This window comes from Rhodanobacter sp. OR87, assembly GCF_000473345.1.
Taxonomy (GTDB): Bacteria; Pseudomonadota; Gammaproteobacteria; order Xanthomonadales; family Rhodanobacteraceae; genus Rhodanobacter; species Rhodanobacter denitrificans.
Genome location: NZ_AXBJ01000008.1, coordinates 35,407 through 61,355, shown reverse-complemented (window position 1 = coordinate 61,355; position 25,949 = coordinate 35,407). Strand labels below are relative to the sequence as shown.

General features: G+C 68.1%; 25 protein-coding genes. 10 read left to right on the top strand and 15 right to left on the bottom strand.

The window, feature by feature from the left end; all coding sequences use genetic code 11:
- Positions 1–28: 28 nt before the first annotated feature.
- Positions 29–748, top strand: a complete 720-nt coding sequence (locus RHOOR87_RS0109270) for a pseudouridine synthase (protein ID WP_015446570.1) — start codon at positions 29–31, stop codon at positions 746–748.
- Positions 749–862: 114 nt separating this feature from the next.
- On the opposite strand, the gene tsaD is transcribed toward RHOOR87_RS0109270, so the two are convergent.
- Positions 863–1,912 (bottom strand): tRNA (adenosine(37)-N6)-threonylcarbamoyltransferase complex transferase subunit TsaD, encoded by a 1,050-nt coding sequence (tsaD, locus tag RHOOR87_RS0109265; protein ID WP_015446569.1) that lies wholly within the window; start codon positions 1,910–1,912, stop codon positions 863–865.
- Between the two features lie 67 nt (positions 1,913–1,979).
- On the opposite strand from tsaD, the gene rpsU reads away from it, so the two are divergent.
- Together rpsU and RHOOR87_RS0109255 are read left to right on the top strand one after the other, a co-directional pair.
- On the top strand, positions 1,980–2,195 hold the full coding sequence (gene rpsU, locus RHOOR87_RS0109260; protein WP_007081639.1) for a 30S ribosomal protein S21: 216 nt from the start codon (positions 1,980–1,982) through the stop codon (positions 2,193–2,195).
- A 187-nt stretch (positions 2,196–2,382) separates the two neighbouring features.
- Complete coding sequence (locus RHOOR87_RS0109255) at positions 2,383–2,829, top strand: GatB/YqeY domain-containing protein (RefSeq protein WP_015446568.1); 447 nt, start codon at positions 2,383–2,385, stop codon at positions 2,827–2,829.
- Here the strand turns inward: RHOOR87_RS0109255 and RHOOR87_RS0109250 are convergent.
- Positions 2,807–3,121: a hypothetical protein gene (locus RHOOR87_RS0109250; protein ID WP_007514044.1), complete on the bottom strand. Its 315-nt coding sequence runs from the start codon at positions 3,119–3,121 to the stop codon at positions 2,807–2,809. The genes RHOOR87_RS0109255 and RHOOR87_RS0109250 overlap by 23 nt on opposite strands.
- A gap of 148 nt (positions 3,122–3,269) precedes the next feature.
- On the opposite strand from RHOOR87_RS0109250, the gene RHOOR87_RS19815 reads away from it, so the two are divergent.
- The 4 genes from RHOOR87_RS19815 to RHOOR87_RS0109230 all read left to right on the top strand — a co-directional run bounded on the left by RHOOR87_RS19815 (position 3,270) and on the right by RHOOR87_RS0109230 (position 7,062).
- The gene (locus tag RHOOR87_RS19815; RefSeq protein ID WP_007514046.1) at positions 3,270–3,440 is read left to right on the top strand and encodes a DUF1328 domain-containing protein; all 171 of its coding nucleotides are present in this window, start codon (positions 3,270–3,272) and stop codon (positions 3,438–3,440) included.
- A gap of 92 nt (positions 3,441–3,532) precedes the next feature.
- The gene (gene dnaG / locus RHOOR87_RS0109240) at positions 3,533–5,320 is read left to right on the top strand and encodes a DNA primase (protein WP_027484857.1); all 1,788 of its coding nucleotides are present in this window, start codon (positions 3,533–3,535) and stop codon (positions 5,318–5,320) included.
- Between the two features lie 115 nt (positions 5,321–5,435).
- Positions 5,436–6,056 (top strand): DedA family protein, encoded by a 621-nt coding sequence (locus RHOOR87_RS0109235; protein WP_007514049.1) that lies wholly within the window; start codon positions 5,436–5,438, stop codon positions 6,054–6,056.
- Positions 6,057–6,066: 10 nt separating this feature from the next.
- On the top strand, positions 6,067–7,062 hold the full coding sequence (locus RHOOR87_RS0109230) for a bile acid:sodium symporter family protein (protein WP_007514050.1): 996 nt from the start codon (positions 6,067–6,069) through the stop codon (positions 7,060–7,062).
- Between the two features lie 23 nt (positions 7,063–7,085).
- Here RHOOR87_RS0109230 and RHOOR87_RS0109225 read toward each other — a convergent pair whose 3' ends face one another.
- From RHOOR87_RS0109225 to RHOOR87_RS0109195, 7 genes are all read right to left on the bottom strand, one after another.
- On the bottom strand, positions 7,086–7,742 hold the full coding sequence (locus RHOOR87_RS0109225) for a hypothetical protein (RefSeq protein WP_007514051.1): 657 nt from the start codon (positions 7,740–7,742) through the stop codon (positions 7,086–7,088).
- 21 nt (positions 7,743–7,763) lie between these two features.
- Complete coding sequence (gene mgtA, locus RHOOR87_RS0109220; protein WP_027484856.1) at positions 7,764–10,418, bottom strand: magnesium-translocating P-type ATPase; 2,655 nt, start codon at positions 10,416–10,418, stop codon at positions 7,764–7,766.
- Between the two features lie 156 nt (positions 10,419–10,574).
- Positions 10,575–10,817 (bottom strand): hypothetical protein, encoded by a 243-nt coding sequence (locus RHOOR87_RS0109215; RefSeq protein ID WP_007514053.1) that lies wholly within the window; start codon positions 10,815–10,817, stop codon positions 10,575–10,577.
- Between the two features lie 294 nt (positions 10,818–11,111).
- Entirely contained in the window at positions 11,112–12,014 is a 903-nt protein-coding gene (gene cyoE / locus RHOOR87_RS0109210) for a heme o synthase (protein ID WP_015446565.1), read from the bottom strand.
- Between the two features lies 1 nt (position 12,015).
- A complete protein-coding gene (locus tag RHOOR87_RS0109205) occupies positions 12,016–13,191 on the bottom strand; it encodes a COX15/CtaA family protein (RefSeq protein WP_015446564.1) in 1,176 nt (391 codons plus the stop codon).
- On the bottom strand, positions 13,191–13,760 hold the full coding sequence (locus RHOOR87_RS0109200) for a hypothetical protein (protein WP_027484855.1): 570 nt from the start codon (positions 13,758–13,760) through the stop codon (positions 13,191–13,193). Before RHOOR87_RS0109200 ends, RHOOR87_RS0109205 begins: the two co-directional genes overlap by 1 nt.
- Positions 13,757–14,515, bottom strand: a complete 759-nt coding sequence (locus RHOOR87_RS0109195; protein WP_027484854.1) for an SURF1 family protein — start codon at positions 14,513–14,515, stop codon at positions 13,757–13,759. Before RHOOR87_RS0109195 ends, RHOOR87_RS0109200 begins: the two co-directional genes overlap by 4 nt.
- A gap of 59 nt (positions 14,516–14,574) precedes the next feature.
- Here RHOOR87_RS0109195 and RHOOR87_RS0109190 point away from each other — a divergent pair, with 59 nt between their 5' ends.
- Positions 14,575–14,790, top strand: a complete 216-nt coding sequence (locus RHOOR87_RS0109190; protein ID WP_007514059.1) for a twin transmembrane helix small protein — start codon at positions 14,575–14,577, stop codon at positions 14,788–14,790.
- A 240-nt stretch (positions 14,791–15,030) separates the two neighbouring features.
- Here RHOOR87_RS0109190 and RHOOR87_RS0109185 read toward each other — a convergent pair whose 3' ends face one another.
- From RHOOR87_RS0109185 to RHOOR87_RS0109165, 5 genes are all read right to left on the bottom strand, one after another.
- On the bottom strand, positions 15,031–15,918 hold the full coding sequence (locus RHOOR87_RS0109185; RefSeq protein ID WP_007514061.1) for a cytochrome c oxidase subunit 3: 888 nt from the start codon (positions 15,916–15,918) through the stop codon (positions 15,031–15,033).
- A 113-nt stretch (positions 15,919–16,031) separates the two neighbouring features.
- Positions 16,032–16,175 carry a hypothetical protein gene (locus RHOOR87_RS0109180; RefSeq protein WP_231381753.1) on the bottom strand — a complete coding sequence of 48 codons (144 nt, stop codon included), beginning with the start codon at positions 16,173–16,175 and terminating at the stop codon, positions 16,032–16,034.
- 55 nt (positions 16,176–16,230) lie between these two features.
- Positions 16,231–17,847, bottom strand: a complete 1,617-nt coding sequence (gene ctaD / locus RHOOR87_RS0109175) for a cytochrome c oxidase subunit I (protein WP_007514065.1) — start codon at positions 17,845–17,847, stop codon at positions 16,231–16,233.
- 72 nt (positions 17,848–17,919) lie between these two features.
- Positions 17,920–18,819: a cytochrome c oxidase subunit II gene (coxB, locus tag RHOOR87_RS0109170; RefSeq protein ID WP_027484852.1), complete on the bottom strand. Its 900-nt coding sequence runs from the start codon at positions 18,817–18,819 to the stop codon at positions 17,920–17,922.
- Between the two features lie 20 nt (positions 18,820–18,839).
- Positions 18,840–19,280 carry a DUF2244 domain-containing protein gene (locus RHOOR87_RS0109165; RefSeq protein ID WP_007514071.1) on the bottom strand — a complete coding sequence of 147 codons (441 nt, stop codon included), beginning with the start codon at positions 19,278–19,280 and terminating at the stop codon, positions 18,840–18,842.
- 248 nt (positions 19,281–19,528) lie between these two features.
- Between RHOOR87_RS0109165 and putA the strand changes: the two genes are divergently transcribed.
- Both putA and RHOOR87_RS0109155 read left to right on the top strand, forming a co-directional pair.
- Complete coding sequence (putA, locus tag RHOOR87_RS0109160) at positions 19,529–22,684, top strand: bifunctional proline dehydrogenase/L-glutamate gamma-semialdehyde dehydrogenase PutA (protein WP_027484851.1); 3,156 nt, start codon at positions 19,529–19,531, stop codon at positions 22,682–22,684.
- Between the two features lie 205 nt (positions 22,685–22,889).
- Positions 22,890–24,305 carry a coniferyl aldehyde dehydrogenase gene (locus RHOOR87_RS0109155; protein WP_027484850.1) on the top strand — a complete coding sequence of 472 codons (1,416 nt, stop codon included), beginning with the start codon at positions 22,890–22,892 and terminating at the stop codon, positions 24,303–24,305.
- A 75-nt stretch (positions 24,306–24,380) separates the two neighbouring features.
- On the opposite strand, the gene RHOOR87_RS0109150 is transcribed toward RHOOR87_RS0109155, so the two are convergent.
- Positions 24,381–25,868, bottom strand: coding sequence for an outer membrane protein transport protein (locus tag RHOOR87_RS0109150; RefSeq protein WP_027484849.1), 1,488 nt, complete (start codon positions 25,866–25,868; stop codon positions 24,381–24,383).
- Between the last annotated feature and the right edge of the window lie 81 nt (positions 25,869–25,949).

The window sequence follows — 25,949 nt, the reverse complement described above, 5'->3', positions numbered from 1 at the left end:
AGGGTGCACCCCTGCATCGAAGGTGGAAATGCGCGTCAACAAATACATCAGCGAAACCGGCCTGTGCTCGCGCCGCGAGGCGGACGAGCTGCTGCTGGCCGGGCGCGTCAGCATCAACGGCGCGGTAGTCACCACCGGTGCCAAGGCGCTGGACGGCGACGAGGTGCGCGTGGACGGCGAGATCGTCAAGGCGCGCATGCTGGCCGCCACGCCGGCGGCGAAGAAGGCCGTCTACATCGCGCTGAACAAACCGGTCGGGATCACCTGCACCACCGATCCGGGCGTGTCCGGCAACATCGTGGACTTCGTCGACCACCCGCAGCGGATCTTCCCGGTCGGCCGGCTCGACAAGGATTCCGAAGGGCTGATCCTGCTGACCAGCAACGGCGACATCGTCAACGAGATCCTGCGCGCGGAAAACCACCACGAGAAGGAATACCTGGTCGGCGTGAACAAGGCGGTCACCGACGAATTCCTGGCCGGCATGGCCAAGGGCGTGCGCATCCACGGCCAGATGACCCGACCCTGCCGCACCCGCCGCATCGCCAGGTTCGGCTTCTCGATCGTGCTGACCCAGGGCCTGAACCGGCAGATCCGCCTGATGGCTGCCGCGTTCGGCTACCGGGTCACGCAATTGCGCCGCGTGCGCATCGTCAACGTGAAGCTCGGCCACCTCAAGGTCGGCCAGTGGCGCAACCTCACCGAGGCCGAGTTGAAGGGGCTGTTGCCCGGGCGCACTCAATGGTGATTCTCGCCTCCCCCTGCTTGCAGGGGGAGGCTGGGAGGGGGTGAGGCTCTTGCTGCAAATCACCCCACCCCAACCCTCCCCTGCAAGCAGGGGAGGGAGTGGCACCGGCAAGCCTCAGGCGGCGGGCAGGCTCTGCAAATCCCAGCGCGGCCGCACTTGCACGGTCTCGTCCTGACGCTGGCCGCTGGCCAGGCGGATCGCGCCGGCCAGCGCGATCATCGCGCCGTTGTCGGTGCAGAAGTCCAGCCGCGGGAAATACACCCGGAAACCATCCTTTTCGCCGGCTTTGGCCAGCTCGCTGCGCAGGTGGCGGTTCGCACCCACGCCGCCGGCAATCACCAGCCGCTGCGTGCCGGTGGCCTCCAGCGCGCGACGGCACTTGATGACCAGCGTGTCGACGATCGCCTCCTCGAATGCGCGGGCGACGTCGGCGCGGGTCTGCTCGCCTTGATCCGACTTCTGCCAGGCCAGCAGCACCTGGGTCTTCAGGCCGGAGAAGCTGAAATCCAGCCCCGGCCGGTCGGTCATCGGGCGGGAGAAGCGGAACGCGCCGGCCATGCCCTGCGCGGCCAGCTTCGCCAGCGCCGGGCCGCCGGGGTAGGGCAGACCCATCAGCTTGGCGGTCTTGTCGAACGCCTCGCCGGCGGCGTCGTCCAGGGTGTCGCCCAGGATCGTGTAGCGGCCGATCGCCTTGACCTCGACCAGCATCGAGTGACCGCCGGAAACCAGCAGGGCCACGAACGGCGGCTCCGGCGGATCGGCCTCCAGCAGCGGCGCCAGCAGGTGGCCTTCCATGTGGTGCACCCCGATCGCCGGCACGCCCAGCGCCCAGGCCAGCGCGCGCCCGACCGAGGCCCCCACCAGCAGGGCGCCGACCAGGCCGGGGCCGGCGGTGTAGGCCACCCCGCCCAGGTCGCGCACGCCCAAGCCGGCCTGGGCCAGCGCCTCGCGGATCAGCGGCAGCAGCTTGCGCACGTGGTCGCGGCTGGCCAGTTCCGGCACCACCCCGCCGTAGTCGGCGTGCAGCTTGATCTGGCTGTACAGGGTGTGCGCCAGCAGGCCGCGGCCCGGCGCGTCCGGCTCCCAGCGCAGCAGCGCCACCCCGGTCTCGTCGCAGGAGGTCTCGATGCCCAGCACGGGCTTTGAAAGTTCGTCAGTTTCCACGGTATACTTCGCGGCTCGCCCTGTTCAACAGTCCCGTCATCGGGGCAGATTACCACTCGGAGTTTCCATGCCCAACGTAAAAGTTCGCGAGAACGAGCCGTTCGAGATCGCACTGCGTCGTTTCAAGCGTACCTGCGAGAAGGCCGGCGTGCTGGCTGAAACGCGCAAGCGCGAGTTCTACGAAAAGCCGACCCAGGAGCGCAAGCGCAAGCGTGCCGCCGCGGTGAAGCGCCACCTGCGCCGGCTGTCGCGCGACGTCTCGCGCAAGGTCCGCCTGTACTGAGTTTCCGCTCGCCGTTCATCGGCGGGCCGCCCGCGTCTTCACGCGGCGCATGCAGGAAACACGGTCGGCGCGGGTTCTCGCAGCCGCCGCAAGCACTCCGGATTCGACCTCGGCCGGTGTTGTCCCCAGGACAACGCCGGCTTTGTCGTTTCCGTAGAATGACCCACCCGATCCCGAGGCTCCCGCCATGACGCTCAAGCAGCAGATCACCGAAGACATGAAGACCGCCATGCGCGGCGGCGACAAGCAGCGGCTGGGCGTGATCCGGCTGATGCTGGCGGCGATCAAGCAGCGCGAAGTGGACGAGCGCATCGAGCTGGACGACGCGCAGCTGCTCGGCGTGCTGGAGAAGATGCTGAAGCAGCGCAAGGACTCGGTCAGCCAGTACGCCGCCGCCGGCCGCGAGGACCTGGCCGACGTGGAACGCGCCGAGATGACGGTGATCGAGGGCTATCTGCCGGCCAAGCTCGGCGACGCCGAGATCGATGCCCTGATCAGCGCCGCGATCGCCGACACCGGCGCCAGCTCGCCGCGCGACATGGGCAAGGTGGTGGCCGCGGTGAAGGAAAAGGCCGCCGGCCGCGCCGACATGGGCGTGGTCTCGGGCAAGATCAAGGCGCGCCTGGCCGGCTGAGCGTGCCGGCCACCAGCAGCAACCCCAGCAGCACCAGCACGCCGGCGACCACCGCCAGCGCGATGCAATGGCGACGCCGGCGCAACCGCTGCCAGTTCGCCACGTCGAGGAAATAGCGGCCCTCGCCCGGGCAACGCAGCACCGCAAGGACGACCAGCCGGTGCCAGGCCATGCCCGGTTTCAGTTCCAGCTGCTGCGCCGTGCAGGCGGTTGCCGCGGTAGTGGCGGCGGCCCGCTCGAACGCGCGCACAATCGCGCGCTGCCTCAGCATCATCACCGTACTGATCACCATGATTCGTCACTCCCGGCGCCGGCCTGGAAGCTTGCCGCGCCGCGCCCGCACTGGCAAGGCGCCATGCATCGCGTTCACGCCCGTCCCGCTACAACAGCCTGACTCGCGGCTCCCGCCGCACGGGCGATCGTCGCTGCAGGAGAAACGCATGCTGAAGTGGGCCATCATCTTCGCCATCATTTCGCTGGTCACCGGCTGGCTCGGTTTCGGCGGTGTCGCCGGCGTGACCGCCACCATCGCCAAGGTGCTGTTCGCGTGCTTCGTGATCCTGTTCCTGCTGGCCGTGCTGGCGCTGATCGGCGTGATCAGCCTGTTCTAGGCTTGCTCGCCGCCCTGCCTGCGACATTTCGCCTCAGCCCAGCGCAATCCGCCCGAGCCTCCCCGGCGGCGACCGACTAGACTAGGCGGTCTATGCGCGGCCTGATTCCCGACAGCTTCATCGACGAACTGCTTGCCCGCGTCGACATCGTCGACGTGATCGAGCGGCGCGTGCCGCTGAAGAAGGCCGGGCGCGAGTGGACCGCGTGCTGCCCGTTCCACAACGAGCGTACGCCGTCGTTCTATGTCAGCCCGGCCAAGCAGTTCTTCCACTGCTTCGGCTGCGGTGCACACGGCAGCGCGGTGAAGTTCCTGATGGACTACGAGCGGCTGGAGTTTCCGGACGCGGTGGAGGAACTGGCGCAGACGGTGGGCCTGACCGTGCCGCGCGAGGGCGGCCGCGAGGCGGCGCCGCGCGAGGACAAGACCGACCTTTACGCGCTGCTCGACGCCGCCGCGGCCTGGTACGAGGGCGAGCTGCCGCGCAATGCCGACGCCCAGGCGTACTGCAGGAAGCGCGGGCTGGACGCGGAGACGATCCGGCGCTTCCGCCTCGGCTGGGCGCCGGCCGGCTACGACGGTGTGATCAAGGCGCTGGGCAACACGCCGCGGCGGATGGAGCTGCTGAACGAGGCCGGCATGGTCGCCTCGAGCGAGCGCGGCAGCAAGTACGACCGTTTCCGCGAACGGCTGATGTTTCCGATCCTCGATCGCCGCGGCCGCGTCATCGCGTTCGGCGGGCGGATTATCGAACGGTCCGGCGAGGGATCGCCGGCGCCTGATGCTCGCACGCAGGACGCGCGCAAAAGCGACGGCCCCAAGTACCTCAACTCGCCGGAAACCCCGCTGTTCCACAAGGGCCGCGAGCTGTTCGCGCTGTGGCAGGTGAAGCAGGCCAACCCGACGCTGGCTCGCATCGTGGTGGTCGAGGGCTATATGGACGTGATCGCACTGCACCAGGCCGGGCTGCCGATTGCGGTAGCCACGCTGGGCACGGCGACCACGCCCGAGCACACCGAGGTGCTGTTCCGCGCCGCGCCGGACGTGGTGTTCTGCTTCGATGGCGACCGCGCCGGCCGCGCGGCGGCGTGGAAGGCACTGGAATCCGCGCTGCCGCGGCTGCGCGACGGCCGCCAGGCGTACTTCCTGTTCCTGCCCGACGGCGAGGATCCGGATTCGCTGGTGCGCAAGGAAGGCAAGGCCGGCTTCGAGCAACGCATCAGGGACGCGATGCCGCTGTCGGACTATTTCTTCAATGAACTGTCGCACGACGTCGACATGGCCAGCCTCGACGGCCGCGCCCGGCTGGCCGAGCGCGCGCGCCCGCTGATCGCGAAACTGCCCGACGGCGCGTTCCGCGACCTGATGGCGCAGGAGCTGGAGAAGCGCAGCGGTGCCCGCGCGGTGCTGCAGGCCGACCCCGCCGCCCACCGCGCCATGCAGCGACCCACGGCAGTGCAGCGCAGCCTGGTGCGCAGCGCGATCTCGCTGCTGCTGGCGCAGCCGGGCATGGCCGACCAGGTGGAGAAGCCCTACCGCTTCCTGCGCCTGGACAAGCCCGGCGTGGAACTGCTGGCCGAACTGCTCGACCTCGCACGCGCGCGTCCCGGCATCAACTCCGCGATGCTGGTGGAGCACTTCGCCGAGCGGCCGGAATACCCTTCGCTGCAGAAGCTGATGGCGGCGCTGGCGGTGGGCGAGCTGGAGGCGCAGCGCAGCGAATTCTTCGATGCGCTGGCGCGGATGGAAGACCAGGCCATCACCCAGCGCCGCGATGCACTCACCGCGAAGAGCCGCGAGGCGGCGCTGGACCCCTCCGAGAAGACGGAGTTGCGCGAGCTGCTGGCTGCCCGCGTGCGGCCGCCGGTGGCCTCGGCCTGACCGCGATGATGTGCCGCCTGCCCGCCCGCCCTGCACCGGCCGCCGGATTCCATCCGGCTGCGGGATCCTGCCGGGCTGCGGCCGGGCAGGATCCGCACCAAGCGCAAGGACACTGATGGATCTGCTGCAGCAACTGGTGACGATCTTCGCCGAGAACGGCTACGTGGCCGTGTTCATCGCGCTGATGATCTGCGGTGCCGGCCTGCCGCTGCCGGAAGACATCACCCTGGTCGCCGGCGGCGTGATCGCCGGGCTCGGCTACGCGAACGTGCACGTGATGTTCGCACTGACCATGTTCGGCGTGCTGCTGGGCGACTGCGCCATCTTCCTGCTCGGCCACCACTACGGCGCACGCATCCTGCAATGGCGCTTCGTGGCGCGCGTGCTGACCCCGTCGCGCTACGTCAAGGTGCAGGAGAAGTTCGACCACTACGGCAACCGCATGTTGTTCTTCGCGCGCTTCCTGCCCGGCATGCGCACCACCGTCTACCTCACCGCCGGCACCACCCACCGGGTGTCGTTCCTACGCTTTCTGCTGATCGACACCATGGCGGCGCTGATCAGCGTGCCGTTCTGGGTCTACCTGGGCTACTTCGGCGCCAACAACCACGAGTGGCTGGTGAAATGGATGCACCGTGGCCAGAGCAGCCTGTGGGTGCTGATCGGGCTGCTGCTGCTGACCGTACTGGTGCTGTGGTGGAAGCATCGGCGGCGCACGCGCTGCGGGCTGGATTGAGCGGTTCCACATGTCGCCGCGCCGCGTCCGTCCGGACAAGTTCACCCTCGCCTTGCTCGCCACCGTGGCGCTGGCCTCGCTGCTGCCCTGCCGCGACGGCACCGCGCAGGTCTTCGACGCGATCACCGATGCGGCGATCGCGTTGCTGTTCTTCCTGCACGGCGCCAAGCTGCCGCGCGCGGCGATCATGCAGGGGCTGACCCACTGGCGACTGCACCTGACCGTATTCGCCGGCACCTTCGTACTGTTCCCGCTGCTGGGGCTGGCGCTGCGGCCGCTCGGACAGGTGCTGCTGACGCCGGAGCTGTACCTCGGCGTGCTGTTCGTCTGCACGCTGCCGTCCACCGTGCAGTCGTCGATCGCGTTCACCTCGATCGCCGGCGGCAACGTCTCCGCCGCGGTGGTCAGCGCGTCGATGTCGAACCTCATCGGCATCGTGCTGACCCCGCTGCTGGTCGGCCTGCTGCTGGCCAGCCACGGCGGCGGCGCCTCGTGGCGGGGCGTGCTGGACATCATGCTGCAACTGCTGCTGCCGTTTGCGCTCGGCCATGCCGCGCGACGCTGGATCGGCGGCTGGGTCGACCGCCACAAGCCGCTGCTCGGCTACACCGACCAGGGCACGATCCTGCTGGTGGTGTACACCGCGTTCAGCGCCGCTGTGGTCGGCGGCCTGTGGCGCGACACGCCGGTCTCGGCGCTGCTCGCCACCCTGGCGATGTGCGCGCTGCTGCTGGCGCTGGTGATGCCGACGCTGAGCTGGGCCGCGCGCCGGCTCGGCTTTTCGCGCGAGGACGAGATCACCATCGTGTTCTGCGGCTCCAAGAAGAGCATGGCCAGCGGCATCCCGATGGCGAAAATCCTGTTCGCCGGCCAGCTCGGCGGCCTCGGCGCGCTGGTGCTGCCGCTGATGATCTTCCACCAGTTGCAGCTGATGGTGTGCGCGGTGGTGGCGCAGCGCTACGCCACGCGGGCGGCGGTGACGGATGACACGCTGGAAGCGGACTGACGCCGGCGCCGCTCGCCCGGCCGTCAGGAGTCGCCCGGCGCGTAGTTGAAGCCGAAGGTGAGCCAGTGCCCGTCGCGGTCGTGGCCGGCGAGCAGCTCGAAGCTGAGACCGCGCGCAAACGACCGCCGCAGCCCGGCCTGAGCCGTGCCACCGGCGCCGCGCGCGGCATAGAGCTCGGCGAGGCCGCTCCAGTGCGCTCCCAGTGCGTACTGCATGCCCACGCCGCCGCCCGGCCACGGCGGCCCGCCGCGTGCGGTGTTCCAGCTCATGTTGACGTGCACGGTCCAGGACGGATCCAGCGGCAGGCTGACGACGAGGTTGGCCGTGCCCGCCGCCAGGCGGTGATCGGAGCGGCGCCAGCTGCCGCCCAGCGAAACGGCGACGCCCGGGGTGGCTTCGTCCATGTCGCGCAGCGTGCGCTTGAGGCCAGCGCTCAGCCACGGCCCCGACGGCGCCCCGGCGTTGGCGCTGCCGCCCAGGCTGTACTCCACCCCGCCCAGGCCGCAGGCCGGCACGGCCGTGGCCTCGCCACCGCCGCGCAAGCGCAGCCAGGATTCGAGCTGGCAGCGGCCATCCGGCAGGGTGCCGGCGTCATCTACCAGCAGACTGGTTCCCGCCCGCGCCGCACACGGCGACAGCAGCATGGCAGCCACCACGAATGACACGGCAAGGCGGCGCATGGTCGCTGCTCCCGGCCATGGTCACAGCCAGCGGCCGTAGCGGCGGATGTACACCAGCTTCATCAGCTGGGTCAGCACGCCGTAGGTGAGCCCGGTCAGCGCCACCCAGCCGAAGAACGCCGGCGGCAGCGCTACCATGCCGATCTTGGCGCCCAGCCCGGTGAACGGCACAAACAGGCCGATCAGGATGACCGCGGTGGTCAGCGCCAGCACCGGGGCCGAGGCGATGCTCTGCAGGAACGGGATCCGGCGCGTGCGGATCATGTGCACGATCAGCGTCTGCGTCAGCAGGCTCTCGATGAACCAGCCGGACTGGAAGAACGGCTGGTGCGCCATCGAGTTCGCGCCGAACACGTGCCACAGCAGCAGGAACGTGGTGATGTCGAAGATCGAGCTGACCGGGCCGATCCACACCATGAAGCGGCCGATATCGCTGGCGTCCCACTTGCGCGGCTTGCGCAGGTACTCGTCGTCCATGCGGTCGAACGGGATCGACAGCTGCGAGATGTCGTACAGCAGGTTCAGCACCAGGATCTGCAGCGGCAGCATCGGCAGGAACGGCAGGAACGCGCTCGCCACCAGCACCGAGAACATGTTGCCGAAGTTCGAGCTGGCGGTCATCTTGATGTACTTGATGATGTTGCCGAAGGTGATGCGGCCCTCGATCACGCCCTCCTCCAGCACCATCAGGTTCTTTTCGAGCAGGATGATGTCGGCCGATTCTTTGGCGATGTCGGTGGCGGTATCCACCGAGATGCCCACGTCCGCCTCGCGCAGCGCCGGCGCGTCGTTGATGCCGTCGCCGAGGAAGCCCACCGTGTGGCCCTGGCGCTGCAGCGACTTCACCACGCGCGCCTTCTGCAGCGGCGACATCTTGGCGAACACGGTGGTGCGCTTGACCAGCTCGTCCAGCGCCGCATCGTCCAGCGGCTCGATCTGCCGGCCCTGCGCCGAATGCTCCACGTCCAGCCCCACTTCGCGGCAGATCTTGCGCGTCACCGCCTCGTTGTCGCCGGTGATCACCTTCACCTGCACGCCATGGTGATGCAGCGCGGCGATCGCGGTGGCCGCCGAATCCTTCGGCGGATCGAGGAAGGCCAGGCAACCCACCGCGGTCAGCCCGCTCTCGTCGGCGACGCCGTACGGACGCCCGGCCGGCGGCTGCTGCTTCACCGCCACCACCAGCACGCGCAGGCCGTCCTCATTGAGCCCGCGCGTCATCTCCTTGATCTCGTCGCGCTGCGCGTCGGTCATCGGCACGATCTGGTCGCCGGTCTTCGCCCAGGTGCAGATCGACAGCATCTCCTCCACCGCGCCCTTGCACACGATCAGGTCGTGGCCGTCGCCGTTGCCGAGCACGACGGACATGCGCCGGCGCTGGAAGTCGAACGGGATCTCGTCGACGATGCGGTAGTGCGCCGCGGCCGGCTCCAGGTCGCGATGCGCCAGCACCGCCTTGTCCATCAGGTTCTTCAGGCCGGTCTGGAAGCGGCTGTTGAGGTAGCCGTATTCCAGCGCCTCGTCGGACTCCTCGCCGTGCAGGTCGAGATGCCGCTCCAGCACGATCTTGTCCAGCGTCAAGGTGCCGGTCTTGTCGGTGCACAGCACGTCCATCGCGCCGAAGTTCTGGATCGCGTTGAGCCGCTTCACCACCACCTTGCGCCGGGACATCGCCAGCGCGCCCTTGGCCAGGTTCGCGGTGACGATCAGCGGCAGCATCTCCGGGGTGAGGCCGACCGCCACCGACAGCGCGAACATGAACGCCTGCAGCCAGTCGTGCTTGTCGAAGCCGTTGATCAGGAACACCACCGGCACCATCACCGCCATGAAGCGGATCAGCAGCCAGCTGACGCTGTTCACGCCGCGGTCGAAGCTGGTCTGCACGCGCTGGCCCACGATGCTGTGCGCCAGCGAGCCGAGATAGCTGCGCGGGCCGGTCGCCACCGCCACCGCGGTGGCGGTGCCGCTGACCACGTTGGTGCCCATGTAGCAGATCGTCGGCAGGTCCAGCGGATTGGCGTGGTCCGCCTCGGCCGCGCCGTGCGCTCCCGGCGCGGCCTTCTCCACCGGCAACGACTCGCCGGTGAGGATCGCCTGGCTGATGAACAGGTCCTTCGCATGCAGCAGGCGCAGGTCGGCGGGCACCATGTCGCCCGCGGCCAGGTGCACGATGTCGCCGGCGACCAGCTCGCCCACCGGCACCTCGATGCGCTCGCTGTGGCCGTCGGAGGCGCGCCGCGTCACCGTGGCGGTGTTGCGCACCATCGCCTTCAGCTTCTCCGCCGCCTTCGAGGAGCGGTACTCCTGAGTGAAGCTCAGCAGCACGCTGATGCCCACCATCGCCGCAATGATGATCGGCCCGGACAGGTCATCCGGCGTGGCGAACATCTGCACCACCGCCAGCACCAGCAGCACGATGATGAACGGGTTCTTGAACGCACGCAGCAATTGCCGCGACCAGTGCGGCGGCTTCTCGTACGAAACCTCGTTGATGCCGTCGCGATGCAGCCGCGCCTCGATCTGTTCCTCGTCGAGACCGGCCGGGGTGGTCTCCAGCGACGCCAGCAGTTCGCTGTTCGCGCGGAATGCCTCCTGCGCCACCGCCACGTGCAAGGGTGCCGACGCACCCCTGTCGGCCGCCCTCGGCAGGGCACCCTGGATGGATTGCTTGATCATGACCCGCTTCCGTGAATTCGCCGATGCCTGCCGCCGATGCGAGTCCGCGGAATCAATCCGCCAACTTCGCCGGCGCCGGTGTGCCTGGCCGCGCATGCGGCCGGAACGGTTCCGCCACTGGCGGAGGCCATCCCTTGCATGACGTCATGGCGACCATCAGCGACTGGATACCAGTGCGAGATGGCCGGAGGATGGCAGCGCGTCGCCGCGGGCCTTCGTTGCCGCCGACGTGCGGCCGCCGGCGTCGGCGCGGCGGTGCAGTTCGACCACGTTGCTGCCGGCCGACCGCTCCAGCGGGGCGGGCACGGTGATGGTGTAGGTGGCGCGCACGGCCTCGCGGCGGCCAGCCAGCAGCCGGCGCAGCATGCGCAGCAAAACGGAATCGCGAAGGAGCTTCATAGCCCATCTCCTCGTTACGGCGCCCGCGGCGCCGGAGGAGGTGGGCCGGTCTTCCCTAGTCGAGGAAAGCGCCGGCCGACCGCAGGCGGTCGCCGCAGATCATCAGCTTGTTATGCAATGCCGGCACCCGATGCGAGCGGATGTCGACGTTGCGACTAGGGTAAACGTCCATATGCCTTGGTTAGTCAGGACAGGGAGCCGGCCGGCGCGAGCGCGCCGGATGGCGCGCGCATTGTTGTGCTGCAGCAGCGTGCTGTCAATGCCTGCGGCGACGAAAGTTCGCACGATCGCTGCTCAGCCGAACGGCACCGGCGGCGGGCCGGAAGGCACCAGCGGCGGCAGCAGCCAGTGGTCGACCAGCAGGAACGCGAACAGTGCCATCAGGTAGACGATGGAGTAGCTGAACACCTTCATCGCGTACAGCTCATCCGGCGGGTTAAGCAGGCGCACCGCGTAATACAGGAACGCGCCGCCCAGCACCGCGGCGCCACCCAGGTAGACCAGGCCGCTCATCCCGGTCAGCACCGGCAGCAGGGTCACCAGCACCAGCAGCACGGTGTAGAACAGGATGTGCCAGCGGGTGAACACCACGCCGTGGGTCACCGGCAGCATCGGCACCTGCGCGCGCGAGTAGTCGTCGCGGCGGAAGATCGCCAGCGCCCAGAAGTGCGGCGGCGTCCACACGAAGATGATCAGGCACAGCTGCAGCGCGTACGGGTGCAGCGCGCCGGTGACCGCGGTCCAGCCCAGCACCGGCGGGATCGCGCCCGCGAGGCCGCCGATCACGATGTTCTGCGGCGAGGCGCGCTTGAGGAACGCGGTATAGATCACCGCATAACCGATCAGCCCGGCAAAGGTCAGCACCGCGGTCAGCGTGTTGACCCACAGCACCAGCACCAGCATCGAGGCGATGCCTAGCGCCAGCGCGAACACGAACACCTGGCGCGCGTTGAGATGCCCGGTGGCCAGCGGCCGGTGCGCCGTGCGCACCATCACCTTGTCGATGCGCTGGTCGATCAGCTGGTTGAACGCGGCCGCCGAGGACGAGGCCAGCCAGATGCCCAGCGTGCCGAACACCAGCGCGCGCCACGGCGGCATGCCGGGCACAGCGAGGAACATGCCGATCACCGCGCAGAACACCAGCAAGGCGACGATGCGCGGTTTGGTCAACAGCAGGTACTCGTGAAGAACGCTCATTTCAGTGCCGCCCCAACGACAGGAACATCGATTCGTCATGCCGCCGCTGCGTGCGCGCCAGCGTGGCCAGCAGGGTGGTCAGCAGCAGCGCCGCCACACCATTGTGCGCGGTCGCCACCGCCAGCGGCAGACCGAAGTACACGTTGCTGATACCCAGCAGCACCTGGCCCGCCAGCGCCAGCGCGATCGCCAGGCCCAGCGCGCGCAGGCCATGCCGCGCCGTGCGGACCGCCAGCCAGCCGAGGTAGCAGAACACCACCAGCGCGCCGATGCGGTGCGCGATCTGGATCGCGCTGCGCGCGGCCATGTCGAGCACGCCGCCCTCGTAGTTCACGCCGATCCCGCGCCACAGCACGAAGCCCTCGCGAAAATCGGTGGGCGGCGCCCACTGGCCGAGACACTCGGGGAACGAGCCCGGGCCGTAGCCGCAGGCCAGCGCGGCGTAGTTCGCCGAGGTCCAGCCGCCCAGCGCGATCTGGCACAGCAGCAACATGATGCCGATCGCCACCAGCCGGCGCAGGTCGGCAAGACCGTCGTCCGGCGCCGCCACGCCGGCGAAACGCAGCGCGGCGTAGGCCAGCAGCGCGAACGTGCTCATGCCACCGAGCAGGTGGCCCATCACCACCACCGGCTTGAGCAGCAAGGTCACCGTCCACATGCCGAGCATCGCCTGGAAGATGATCACCGCCAGCGCCAGCACGCAGATCTTCCACGCGCCGGGCCGCGGCAGCCGGAGCGCGGCGAGCAGCGGCAGCACGATCGCACAGGCCGCCAGCAGCGACGACCACAAGTGTTCGCCGCGCATGTACAGGCCCACCCCGAGCGCCGCGAACACGGCGCCGCCGACCACCGCCAGCAACGTGCCGCGCCGGCGCCAGCCGGCGATCAGCGCCAGCAGCAGCACCAGCACGCCGAGCGTGCCGGCGAGGAAGCGGTGCACCTGCTCGCGCCAGGCCTTGTGCGCCTCGTACGGGCGATCCGGGAACGCCGCGTCGGCATGCGCCACCGCCTGCGCATGCTGCGGCCAGGTCACCTGGCCGTAGCAGGTCGGCCAGTCCGGGCAGGACAGGCCGGCGTTGGACAGCCGCACGAACGCACCGAACATCACCAGCCCGAACGCGAACACCGCCGCGAACAGGGCCAGCCAGCGCAACACCCGCGGCGCATGCGACGACATCACTTGATCACCTTCTGCAGGTCCTTGCGCAAGCCGTTCGGATCGAAGCCGACGCGATACAGCGACAACGCGGTGCCGTTGGACTCCACCAGCAGCGCGCTCACGCTGTCCGGCGCGTCCGGCCGAAACCCGGCCAGCTTGCCGTCGACGTCGGTGCCAAGCTGCCAGTAGTTGCGCATGCCGTCGCGCGCATCGTCCACGGGCGGCGCACCCAGATAGAGCAGGCGCAGGCGCGACTGGTTGCGGTTCAGCGTGACCCGCGCCGCGGCCATGTTGGTCAACGTAGCCAGGCAGCGCGCGGCGCAGCCGGGGCCGGCCAGCGCCACCAGGGTCAGCCGCGGCTGGCTGTCGCGCCAGGCGTAGGGCTGGCCATTCGCCAGCTGCACGCGCAACTGCTCGTCGACAAAATTGCGCTGCGGCAGGATTGGTTCGCCGTTGCCCTTGGTGCCGGGCTGCCAGCCGCTCCAGCTGAGCAGGCCGGCGGCGATCATCGGCGCGACGAACGCCAGCACGATCAGCAGCAGGAAGAGTCGGCTCTTGCGCACGGCGGCGGGATCGGCAGCTTTCATGGGACGTCGTCAACCTTCGCGGAATCGGATTTGTGTGGTTTGCGCTTGCGATGCACGACCAGCAGGATCACCACCGCCGCCAGCGCAAAGGTGAACCACTGGAACGCGTAGGCGCGGTGCCGCGCTGGCGGCATCGAGGAAAAATCGAGGTTGCGCTCGCGCTCGTAGATCGCCGCCGGATCGGGATCCAGCGCCAGCACGCGCGGATACAGCCCCCGCCCGAGGTCGGCAGCGACCTGCGCGGGGTCCAGGAAGATCGAGCTCTTCGGCCACTGCGTCTGCCGCGCCAGCGCATTGCCGCCCATCTCGAAACCGACCGGCGGCGGCGGCACGTACAGCCCCTGCAGGCTCACCTTGCCCGTCGGCAGCGGCGGCACCTGAGGCGACTTGTCGCTGCCGTTGCCGGGCAGGAAACCAAGGTCGACCAGCAGCAGCGGCGAGTGGCCGTCCAGCGCCAGCGGCGCGTACACCTGCACGCCGCCGCGGCGGTCGTGCTTCGGGTTGTCCAGCAGGTATACGCGGTCGGCCAGGTAGTGGCCGTCGACCTTCACCCGCGGAAAGCCGTCCGCCGGCGGCGTGTCGGCGACCCCGGCAAAGTCCTGCAGCGGCGCCGCGGCGGCCGCGGCATACCGTCGCAGAAGGTCGTCCTTGAAGTCGGCGCGATGCAGCTGCCAGACGCCCAGGCGCACGAACAGCAGCGCTCCGGCCACGGTCAGCAGCAGCGCCCACCATGACGGACGACGGAATCCGCTCACGCCGGGCGCCTGCCGGCGGCCGCTATACTCGTCATGTCGAACTGGATCGGATCAATCACGTGGAAACCATCTATAAAATTGCGCTGGTCGTGGTGCTGCTGGTGGTGATCTTCAGCCTCGGCCAGGCGCTGTACTTCATGATGACCGACAAGGACGACGACAAGCGCACCGTGTGGGCGCTGACCCGTCGCATCGGCCTGTCGCTGCTGTTCATCGCCATGGTCGCATTCGGCATCTGGATGGGCTGGCTGCACCCGCACGACGTCGGCCAGTGATTGTAACCGCCACGACACACTGACTGTTCGCCGCCAAAAGAAGAAGCCCGCCATCCGGCGGGCTTCTTCTTATCTGAACTTGACCGGAGCAACGCCTTCTTTTGAATAGTCCGGCCATGGATGGCCGGTTCTTGGTCTTCGCTCTCCGCGACAGGACGTCGCGTGAAGTCCTGCCTTTTTGAAGAGTCCGGCCACGGACGGCCGGTTCTTGACCTTCGCCGTCCGCGACAGGATGTCGCGTCAAAGTATGTAGACGAACATGAACAGGCCCAGCCAGACCACGTCGACGAAGTGCCAGTACCACGCCACGGCCTCGAAGCCGAAGTGGTGCTCCTTGTTGAAGTGACCCTTCAGCACGCGCAGCCAGATCACCGCCAGCATGATCGTGCCCAGCGTCACATGCAGGCCGTGGAAACCGGTGAGCAGGAAGAAGGTCGAGCCGTAGACGCCGCTGTGCAGGGTCAGGTTCAGTTCCTTGTACGCCTCGATGTACTCGTGTGCCTGGAAGTACAGGAAGGTGGCGCCCAGCAGCACGGTCAGGCCCAGGAACAGCAGGATCTTGCCGCGGTGGCCGGCGCGCAGCGCATGGTGCGCGATGGTCACGGTGACGCTGGAGGTGAGCAGGATCAGCGTGTTCAGCAACGGCAGCCCCCACGCCGGCACGGTGCGGAACGCGCCGCCGGCCTGTTCCGGGCCGTTGCCGCCATTGGCGCCCCAGGCCGCGGTGTAGTCGCTCCACAGGAACTCGTGGGTCAGCACGCCGTGGCCGTGGCCGCCGAGCCACGGCACCGAGAACATGCGCACGTAGAACAACGCACCGAAGAACGCGCCGAAGAACATCACCTCGGAGAAGATGAACCACATCATGCCCATGCGGAACGAGGTGTCCACCTGGCGGTTGTAGCTGCCGGCCAGCGACTCGTTGATCACCGAGCGGAACCAGCCGAAGAACATGCCGAGCACGCCGAGCACGCCGATGGTCAGTACGGACTTGCCGAAGCCGCTCTCGCCGGGATCCGCGTTCAACCAGTGCGCGGCACCGAACACGGTGGTGAACATGACCACTGCGGCCACGAACGGCCAGTAGCTCTTGGTCGGAACGAAGTAAGCGTCGTGTTGCTGACCCATGGTGTAACCCCGTGGATTTTCTCTTGATGACTTTGCCCCGTCGCAGCGACCGGGGAACTGCACGCCGGTCGTCGAACCCGGCCGGTGGAAGGACACGTGGAACGCGCGGAATGCTATTTCATCAGCAGAATCTGCAGGAACGTCGACAGGTAGACCGCCAGTGCGGCCACGGCAAGTATCGTGACCGTGCGCCGCACGCCGCGACGGGCTTTCCCGTCCGGCTGGGCCGTTGCCGCATGAATCGTCTGCTGCGCCATGTCAGTTTGCTCCCGGGAACATGCCGGCTGCGCGGCCGGCATGCTGGATGGACGGTCAATCGTTGACGTGGCCGTGGGCCAGTTCATCGTCGTTGATCACCGGCGGCACTTCGAAGGTATGGTGCGGCGCCGGCGAGGGGATGGTCCACTCCAGGCCCTTGGCCCCTTCCCATACGCGGTCGGTGGCCTTCTTCTTCGAGAAGAACACGCAGTGGATCAGCACGCCCACGAAGATCAGCTGGGTGGCGCCGAACAGGAAGCCGCCGATCGAGCTGATCATGTTGAAGTTGGCGAACGCCACGTTGTAGTCGGGGATGCGGCGCGGCATGCCGGCCAGGCCCAGGAAGTGCTGTGGGAAGAACAGCACGTTGACCCAGATCACGCTGTTCCAGAAGTGCACCTTGCCCCAGAACTCGTTGTACATGTTGCCGGTCCACTTCGGCATCCAGTAGTACGCGGCGCCGATGATCGCGAACAGCGCACCGGTGACCAGCACGTAGTGGAAATGCGCCACGATGAAGTAGGTGTCGTGATACTGGAAGTCGGCCGGCACCAGCGCCATCATCAGGCCGGAGAAGCCGCCGATGGTGAACAGGATGATGAACGCGATGGCGAACAGCATCGGCGTCTCGAACGTCATCGAGCCGCCCCACATGGTGGCCACCCAGTTGAACACCTTCACGCCGGTCGGCACCGAGATCAGCATGGTGGCGTACATGAAGAAGACTTCGGCGCCCAGCGGCAGGCCCACCGCGAACATGTGGTGCGCCCACACGATGAACGACAGGAACGCGATGCAGGCAATCGCGAACACCATCGCCTTGTAGCCGAAGATCGGCTTGCGCGCGAAGGTCGGCACGATCTCCGAGATGATCCCGAACGCGGGCAGGATCATGATGTAGACCTCGGGGTGGCCGAAGAACCAGAAGATGTGCTGGTACAGCACCGGGTCGCCGCCGCCGCCGGGGTTGAAGAAGTTGGTGCCGAAGTACTTGTCGGTGAGCAGCATGGTCACCGCGCCGGCCAGCGCCGGCATCACCGCGATCAGCAGGAAGGCGGTGATCAGCCAGCTCCACACGAACACCGGCATCTTCATCAGGTCCATGCCGGGCGCGCGCATGTTGAGGATGGTGGCGATGATGTTGATCGCGCCCATGATCGAGCTGATGCCCATCAGGTGGATCGCGAACACCGCATAGGCCAGCGAACCGCTCTGCAACGACAGCGGCGGGTACATGGTCCAGCCGCCGGCCGGGCCGCCACCGGGCAGGAACAGGGTGGACAGCAGCAGCACGAACGCGAACGGCAGGATCCAGAACGACAGGTTGTTCATGCGCGGCAGCGCCATGTCCGGCGCGCCGACCATCAGCGGGATCATCCAGTTGCCGAGGCCCACGAAGGCCGGCATGATCGCGCCGAAAATCATCACCAGCGCGTGCATCGCCGTCATTTCGTTGAAGAAATACGGCTGCATCAGCTGCATGCCCGGCTTGAACAGCTCGGCGCGGATCAGCATGGCGAAACTGCCGCCGATGAACAGCATCGTCAGCGAGAAAATCAGATACAGCGTGCCGATGTCCTTGTGGTTGGTGGACATGCACCAGCGCTGGAAGAAACCTTTCGGCGCGCCGTGGTGATCGTCGTGCTGATCATGGGTGGCTGCGTAGGACATGGCCTTGCACCTCTAACCTGAAAATGGAATGCGACTGCAAAAAAACCTGTGCCGGACGGGCGGCAAACGGCCTCAGCCCTGCTTGCCGGCGACCGGGGCGGCGACCTGCGCGGTTTGCGGCGCGGCGGACTGCGCCTCCTGCCCGGCCAGCCACTTGGCGAAATCGGCCTTCGACTTCACCACCACCACGATCGGCATGAAGCCGTGGTCCTGGCCGCACAATTCGGCGCACTGGCCGCGATAGGTGCCCGGCGTGGTGAAGTTGGCCCACGCCGCATTGATGATTCCGGGGATCGCGTCGATCTTCCAACCCGTCGCCGGCACCCACCAGGAGTGGATCACGTCGCCGCTGGTGATCACGAAGCGGATCTTGGTGTCCACCGGCACCACCAGCGGCTTGTCGACGTCGAGCAGGTAGGTGTTCTCGTCGCCGACCCTGACCGCGTACGGATCCATGCCCGAACCGAGCTGGCGGGTCTGGTCGCTGCGCGTATCCAGTTTGGACATGAAGCCGACCTTGTCGATCGACTTGCCCAGGTAGTCGACATAGTCGTAGCGCCACTTCCACTGGTAGCCGGTGACCTTGACGGTCATCTGCGAACCGGTGGTGTCGGCCCAGGTGGTCAGCCCGCTGGTGGCCAGATAGGCCAGGGTGATCAGGATCAGCACCGGGATGGTGGTCCAGACCACCTCCACGGTGGTGTTGTGCGACCACTTCTCGGCCACCGCGCCGCGCGATTTGCGGAAGCGGAACATGGCGATGAACATCGCGCTGAACACCAGCACGCCGATCACCGTGCACACGGCCAGCGCCACGTTGTTCAGGTGGTACGGCACCGACGACCAGGTACTCGCGCCGCGCTGCAGGTTCAGCTGCCACGGACCGGGGGCGGCTAGCGCCACGCTGCCGAACGAGGCAAGGGCCAGAGCCGCCGCTGCCGTGAATGATCGCCTGATGCCGCCAGATGTCATGTCTTGCACCTTTGTTGAACCTACTTGCGTGGCTGTCCGTTGAAGTCGGCCAGCAACACCATGAGTTTCTTCGACAGCGCGGTGCGTTCCTGTTCCGCCAGGAAAGCGCCGATCTCCAGCTCGCGTCCATGCGACGACAGCAACAACCGCTGACGCCCGCTGCCCGGCTCCAGCAGCACGCGCACCCAGTACGACGGGAAACGCGTGCAGCGCCGGCCCGGCAGGGATTGCACCTCCAGCGACTCGGCGTCGAGGGTGATGCGCTCGCTGCGATCGCCGGCCCGCCAGGCCACGCGCAAGGCAATGGCCATGGCAACGGATTCCATCAGGGCAAACAGCGGAGCGAACACATTCCCCTGCCACGCCACCAGTCCAGCCGTCATCAGCACCAGCGCCGCCAGAACCACGATCAGCCGACGCAGACCGCGCCGGCTGAGCGTGCGGTTGGGCTTGAGCCACATCGTCACGCGGGGCAAGCCGGCGGTAGCTGGTCGAAGCACGATCATGGAGATCCGGCGTGCCTGGAACGCCGGAATGATAGGCCGCGGCGGCGCAACGGGCAACAATGTCGCACCGGCTTGACCTGGATCAAGGAATCGTGTTGCGTTGAACGGTTGCACCCCGGCGACGGCTTCGGCTCCCGCGCATTGCACGGCACGCGTACAATTCCGCGTTCTCCTCCGCCTCCGCGCATCCCAGCGACAAGCCCGTGACCCAAGCCATTCTCCACCCCGAACTCCCCGCCGACGGCACGCCGACCCGCGCGCGCATCACCGCCGCCTGGCTGCGCGACGAGACCGAAGCGGTCAACGACCTGCTGACCCAGGCCACCCTGCCGCCAGCCGAGCGCGAGCAGGTGATCGACGTCGCCGCCGGCCTGGTCACCCGCGTGCGGGCACGTGCGAAGGACCAGAGCGCGGTCGAGTCCTTCATGCGCCAGTACGACCTGTCTTCCGAGGAAGGCGTGCTGCTGATGTGCGTGGCCGAGGCGCTGCTGCGCATCCCGGACAAGGCCACCGCCGACAAGCTGATCCGCGACAAGCTCGGCGAGGCGGACTGGAAGAAGCACCTGGGCCAGAGCGAATCGCTGTTCGTCAACGCCTCGACCTGGGGGTTGATGCTCACCGGCCGCCTGGTGAACCTCGCCGAGGACACCCGCCATGATTTCACCGGCGCGCTGAAGCGGCTGGTCGGCCGCGCCGGCGAGCCGGCGATCCGCCTGGCGGTGCGCCAGGCGATGCGCATCATGGGCCACCAGTTCGTGATGGGCCGCAGCATCGACGAGGCGCTGGACCGCTGCGCGAAGAAGGAATACGCGGTCTACCGCTACTCCTACGACATGCTGGGCGAGTCCGCGCTCACCGCCGAGACCGCCGAGCGCTACCAGGAAGACTACCGCCGCGCGATCGCCCGCATCGGCGCGCGCGGCCCGTTCGCCAACCACACCGATGCGCCCTCGATCTCGGTGAAGCTGTCCGCGCTGCACCCACGCTACGAGGTGGCCAAGCGCGAAGACGCACGCCGCATGCTGACCGCGAAACTGCTGGAGCTGTCGCAGCTGGCGATGCAGCGGGGCATCGCGCTGTCGGTCGACGCCGAGGAGGCCGACCGGCTCGAACTCTCGCTGGACATCCTCGGCGACGTCTTCGCGCACCCCTCGCTGGAAGGCTGGAACGGCCTCGGCATCGTGGTGCAGGCGTACTCCAAGCGCACCCCGTTCGTGATCGACTGGCTGGTCGAGACCGCGCGCGCTGCCGGCCGCCGCTGGTACGTGCGCCTGGTCAAGGGTGCCTACTGGGATGCCGAGATCAAGCGCGCGCAGGAACAGGGCCTGGCCGGCTACCCGCTGTACACGCGCAAGCCGAACACCGACGTGTCCTACCTGGCCTGCGCGCGCAAGCTGTTCGACGCCGGGGTCGAGCTGATCTATCCGCAGTTCGCCACCCACAACGCACACTCGATCGCCGCCGTGCACCACATCGCGCGCGGCCGCCCGTTCGAGTTCCAGCGCCTGCACGGCATGGGCACCGACCTGTACGCCGAGGTGATCGGCCCGCAGAACCTGAACGTGCCGTGCCGCGTGTACGCGCCGGTCGGCACCCACGAGGACCTGCTGCCGTACCTGGTGCGCCGCCTGCTGGAAAACGGCGCCAACACCAGCTTCGTCAACCGCGTGGTGGACGAGACCCTGCCGGTGCGCGAGCTGGTCGCCGACCCGTGCGAAACGGTGCGCCGCTTCGCGTCCATTCCCCACCCGCGCATCCCCTTGCCGGTCAACCTCTATGGCGAACTGCGGAAGAATTCCATGGGCATCAACTTCTCCAACGACAACGAACTGAAGGCCCTCGCCGAGGCCGTCGCCGCCAAGGCCGGCCCGTGGACCGCCGAACCGCTGGTGCCCGGCGCCAAGGGCAACGGCCCGACCGTGCCGGTGACCAACCCGGCCGACCGCCGCCAGGCCGTGGGCAGCTACGTCAGCGCCGACGCCGCGCTGGTGGACCAGGCGCTGGCCAACGCCGTCGCCGCCCAGCCCGGCTGGGATCGCCTGCCCGCGGCCAGCCGCGCCGCGATTCTCGAACACGCGGCGGAGCAGCTCGAAGCACGCCGCGCCGAGTTCATCGCGCTGTGCGTGCGCGAGGCCGGCAAGAGCCTGCCCGACGCGATCGCCGAGGTCCGCGAGGCCGCCGACTTCCTGCGCTACTACGCGACGATGGCGCGCCGCCTGTTCGGCCAGCCCGAGCAGCTGCCCGGCCCCACCGGCGAGAGCAATCAATTGTTCCTCAACGGCCGCGGCGTGTTCGTCTGCATCAGCCCGTGGAACTTCCCGCTGGCGATCTTCCTGGGCCAGGTCAGCGCTGCGCTGGCCGCCGGCAACAGCGTGATCGCCAAGCCGGCCGAGCAGACCAGCCTGATCGGCTACGCCGCGGTGAAGCTGCTGCACGAGGCCGGCGTGCCGCTCGACGTGCTGCAGTACCTGCCCGGCGACGGCGCCGTGGTCGGCGCCGCGCTCACTCGCGATCCGCGCGTGGCCGGCGTGGCCTTCACCGGTTCCACCGAAACCGCCTGGGCGATCAACCGTACGCTCGCCGCACGCAATGCGCCGATCGCCGCGCTGGTGGCCGAGACCGGCGGGCAGAATGCGATGATCGCCGACTCCTCCGCGCTGCCCGAGCAGATCGTCAAGGACGTGATCGCCTCCGCCTTCCAGTCCGCCGGCCAGCGCTGCTCGGCCGCGCGCGTGCTGTTCGTGCAGGAGGACATCGCCGACAAGGTGATCGGCATGCTGGCCGGCGCGATGGCCGAGCTGAAGGTCGGCGACCCCGGCCAGCTGTCCACCGACGTGGGCCCGGTGATCGACGAAGACGCGAAGCAGATCCTGGTCGAGCACGCCGCGCGCATGGACAAGGAGGCGAAGAAGATCGCCGAAGCGAAGCTCGACGCCGAGGTCGCCGCCCACGGCACCTTCTTCGCCCCGCGCGCCTACGAAATCCCCGCGCTGGCCACGCTGACCCGCGAAGTGTTCGGCCCGGTGCTGCACATCGTGCGCTGGAAGGGCAGCGAACTGGCCCAGGTGGTCGAGCAGATCAACGCCACCGGCTACGGCCTCACCCTGGGCGTGCACAGCCGCATCGACGACACCGTGGAATACATCCGCAGCCACGCCCGCGTCGGCAACTGCTACGTCAACCGCAACCAGATCGGCGCGGTGGTCGGTGTGCAGCCGTTCGGCGGCGAAAGCCTCTCCGGCACCGGCCCCAAGGCCGGCGGCCCGCACTACCTCTTACGCTTCGCCGGCGAACGCACGCTCACCATCAACACCACCGCCGCCGGCGGCAACGCGTCGCTGCTGACCATCGGGGAGTAGGCGCCGGGGCTCGGAAAACCCGCACCTTCCCCCTCGCTCCCAAGCCCGGTTTGGGCGAAGCTGGCGTGCGTGGGCGCTCCGGCATTGCCATGGTGCCGATGCAGCGAGTACGTTGCATGCCATGGCACGGAGCGTTGGCATGCCGCACGTTAAAGAGAACTGACCGGATTTACTCGCCGGATGGACGACTCCTGAGCGAAACGCCATGCACGACGCCACGCACACCGATCTTGCCGGCATGCTGCAGCGCCTGCGCGATGCGCAGGCGCGCGAGCCGATGCCTGACTGGCCCCGCCGCGCGCAACGCCTGCGCCAACTGGAGAAGATGCTGCTGGAGCAGCGCGCGGCGTTCGCCACGGCGATCGACGCCGACTTCGGCCAGCGCCCGCGGGAGGAAACCGATCTGCTGGAGATCTTCCCCAGTCTGTCGGCGGTCCGCCACGCGCTCGCGCATGGCCGGCGCTGGATGAAGCCGCGGCGGCGCCTGGCCGACTGGCTGTTCCTGCCCGCACGCACCGAACTGCGACCGCAGCCACGCGGCGTGGTCGGCATCATCGTGCCGTGGAACTACCCGCTGTACCTGGCGGTCGGCCCGCTGGTCGACGCGCTGGCCGCCGGCAACCGCGCGATGCTGAAGATGAGCGAGTTCACGCCGCGCTTCTCGGCGCTGTTCGCCGAACAGGCGACGAAGTACTTCCAGCCCGACGAAGTGGTCGTGGTGAACGGCGACGCCAACGTGGCGCAGGCGTTTGCCGCGCTGCCGTTCGACCACCTGCTGTTCACCGGCTCCACCGCGGTCGGCCACCACGTGATGCGCGCGGCCGCGGCCAACCTCACCCCGGTGACGCTGGAGCTGGGCGGCAAGTCGCCGGCGATCATCGGCCCGGGCGCACGCTTCGAGCACGCGGTGGAGCGCATCGTGTTCGGCAAACTGGTCAATGCCGGGCAGACCTGCATCGCGCCGGACTACGTGCTGCTGCCGCGCGCGCGCGTGGCAGAGTTCATCGCGCTGGCCGGCAAGGCGGTGGCGCGGATGTACCCGCAGCTGGAGCGAAGCACGCAGTACGCCAGCATCGTCTCCGACCGCCAGTACCAGCGCCTCACGGCGCTGCGCGACGGCGCGCTGGCGGCCGGCGCAAGTGCGTACGCGCTGGGCGAGGCGGCGGAAGATCCCGCGCGCCGGCTGCTGCCGCCGCAGCTGCTGACCGAGGTCGACGACGGCATGGCGGTGATGCGCGGGGAGATCTTCGGCCCGCTGCTGCCGCTGCTGCCCTACGACACGCTGGACGAGGCGATCGCCCGCGTCGCCGCCCGCCCGCATCCACTGGCGCTGTACCTGTTCGAGACGGATCGCGCCCTGATCGAGCGCGTGCTGGCGCAGACCCACGCCGGCGGCGTCACGCTCAACGACACGCTGTACCACATCGCGCAGCACGGCCTGCCGTTCGGCGGTGTCGGCGCCTCCGGCATGGGCGGCTACCATGGCGAGGCCGGCTTCCGTACGTTCTCGCATTTGAAGCCGGTATTCCGCCAGGCGCGCTGGAATGGCACCGGGCTGCTCAACCCGCCGTACGGCGCGCGCTTCCGGCGCATGCTCGACCTGCTGCTGCGCCGCGGCTGACCTTCCCCCGCACACAAAAAAACCTCCCCGCCGCGGCGGGGAGGTTTCATCTGCACGGTTACCGCATGTCGGGCGTCAGAACTTGTACATCGCCGACAGGCTCAGCAGGTTGCCGTAGTCGTCGAAGTTGCCGGTCAGCGTGTCGCCGGTGCTACTGGTGATGTTGACGTGCGCGTTGTTGACGAAGATGTGCGCATACGAGGCGTTGATCTCGAAGTGCTCGCTGGCCTTGTAGCCGATGCCGACGGTGGCCATCTTGCGGGTCGAGTCCGGCACGCGCGGGCTGCGCGTAGCCAGGTAGGTCGGGCTGCTGTCGACCGCGATGCCGCCACGCAGGGTCAGCTTGTCGTTGAGGTAGTAGTCGCCGCCGATCGAGGCGTAGATGGTGTTGCGCCAGTTGTACTTCTCGCTGGTCGAAGGCTGCGCGTTGCCGTAGTTCACGGTCAGGTTCTTGAACACATCCCACTTGGTCCAGGCCACGTCGGCGCCGAAGCCGAACTTCTCCGCCTGGTGCCAGTAGCTCGCGCTGACCACCGCGGGGGTGGTGAAGTCGGCGGTACCGGTGGTGTGGGAGAACGGCGGAATCGAGCTGGCCAGCGCCGGGTTGGCGAGCAGCAGGTCGTAGCCAGGCGTGGTGGTGAAGTTGCCGGTACCTTCCAGCCGGTGGCTGATCTTGGAGCGGTAGTTCAGCGCCAGCTTGTCGTTCGCGGTCAGCTTCCAGTAGCCACCCAGCTGCCAGCCGTAGCCCCAGTCGTCGCCCTTGATGCGGGCATAGCCGTCCACGCCCGGCGGCGTCACCGCCGCTACGCCGGGAATGGCTTGGGCAGTCTGCTGGGCGGCAGCTTGCAGCTGCTGTGCAAGCTGCAGTTGCCCGGCTTGAGCCGCTGCGGCAGCCTGCTGTGCATAAGACTGAGCCTGGGTAGCAAGGCCCCGCTGGATGCCCAGGCCCACGGCATTGAAGTTGATCGCACTGGTCAGCTCGGCGCTGGTCTTCTGCGCGATGAAGCTGGCGCCGAGACTGAAGTTGTCGGTGACGTCGAACGACGCCGACAGCGTGGCATCGAGCGACTGGAACTTGGACTTGATGCCGTGGTAGCGGCCGACCCAGTCCCTGTCGTATTCGGTCTGGAAGCCGAACGGCACCGAGAAGCCGGCGCCCACATGCACGCGGTCGCTGACCTGGGTGGCGAAGAACAGTGCCGGCACCGGCAAGGTGGTGCCGGCGTCGCCGCCGTTGCCGCCACTGATCGGGCGGCCCAGCACGTCATGCGCGCTGCCATCGAACTTGGCGCTGAAATTGATGGCGGTGACATCGGCCTGCAGGTAGGTGCCCTTCAACTCGGACATCGCGGCCGGGTTGTTGACCACCACCGAGGCGTCGCCGCCGGCGGTGGCGGAGCCCGCATAGGCGCGGCCCAGGCCTTTGGCGCTGTTCTCCTTGAGCTGGAACGCACTGGCATCCGCGCTCGCAGGCGCGACCAGGGCGCCCACAACCGCAATGCTCAGCGCGGCGAGCGCCAGTGGACGGGCGGTGCCCGTGAGGGAACGGAAAGACGTGTGCATCGCTAGCTCCTGCATGTTGTTGGTGCAGCTCGGGGTAATCTTCGGTATGCCGGGCGGAAGAACAGATTCATACGTGCGTTT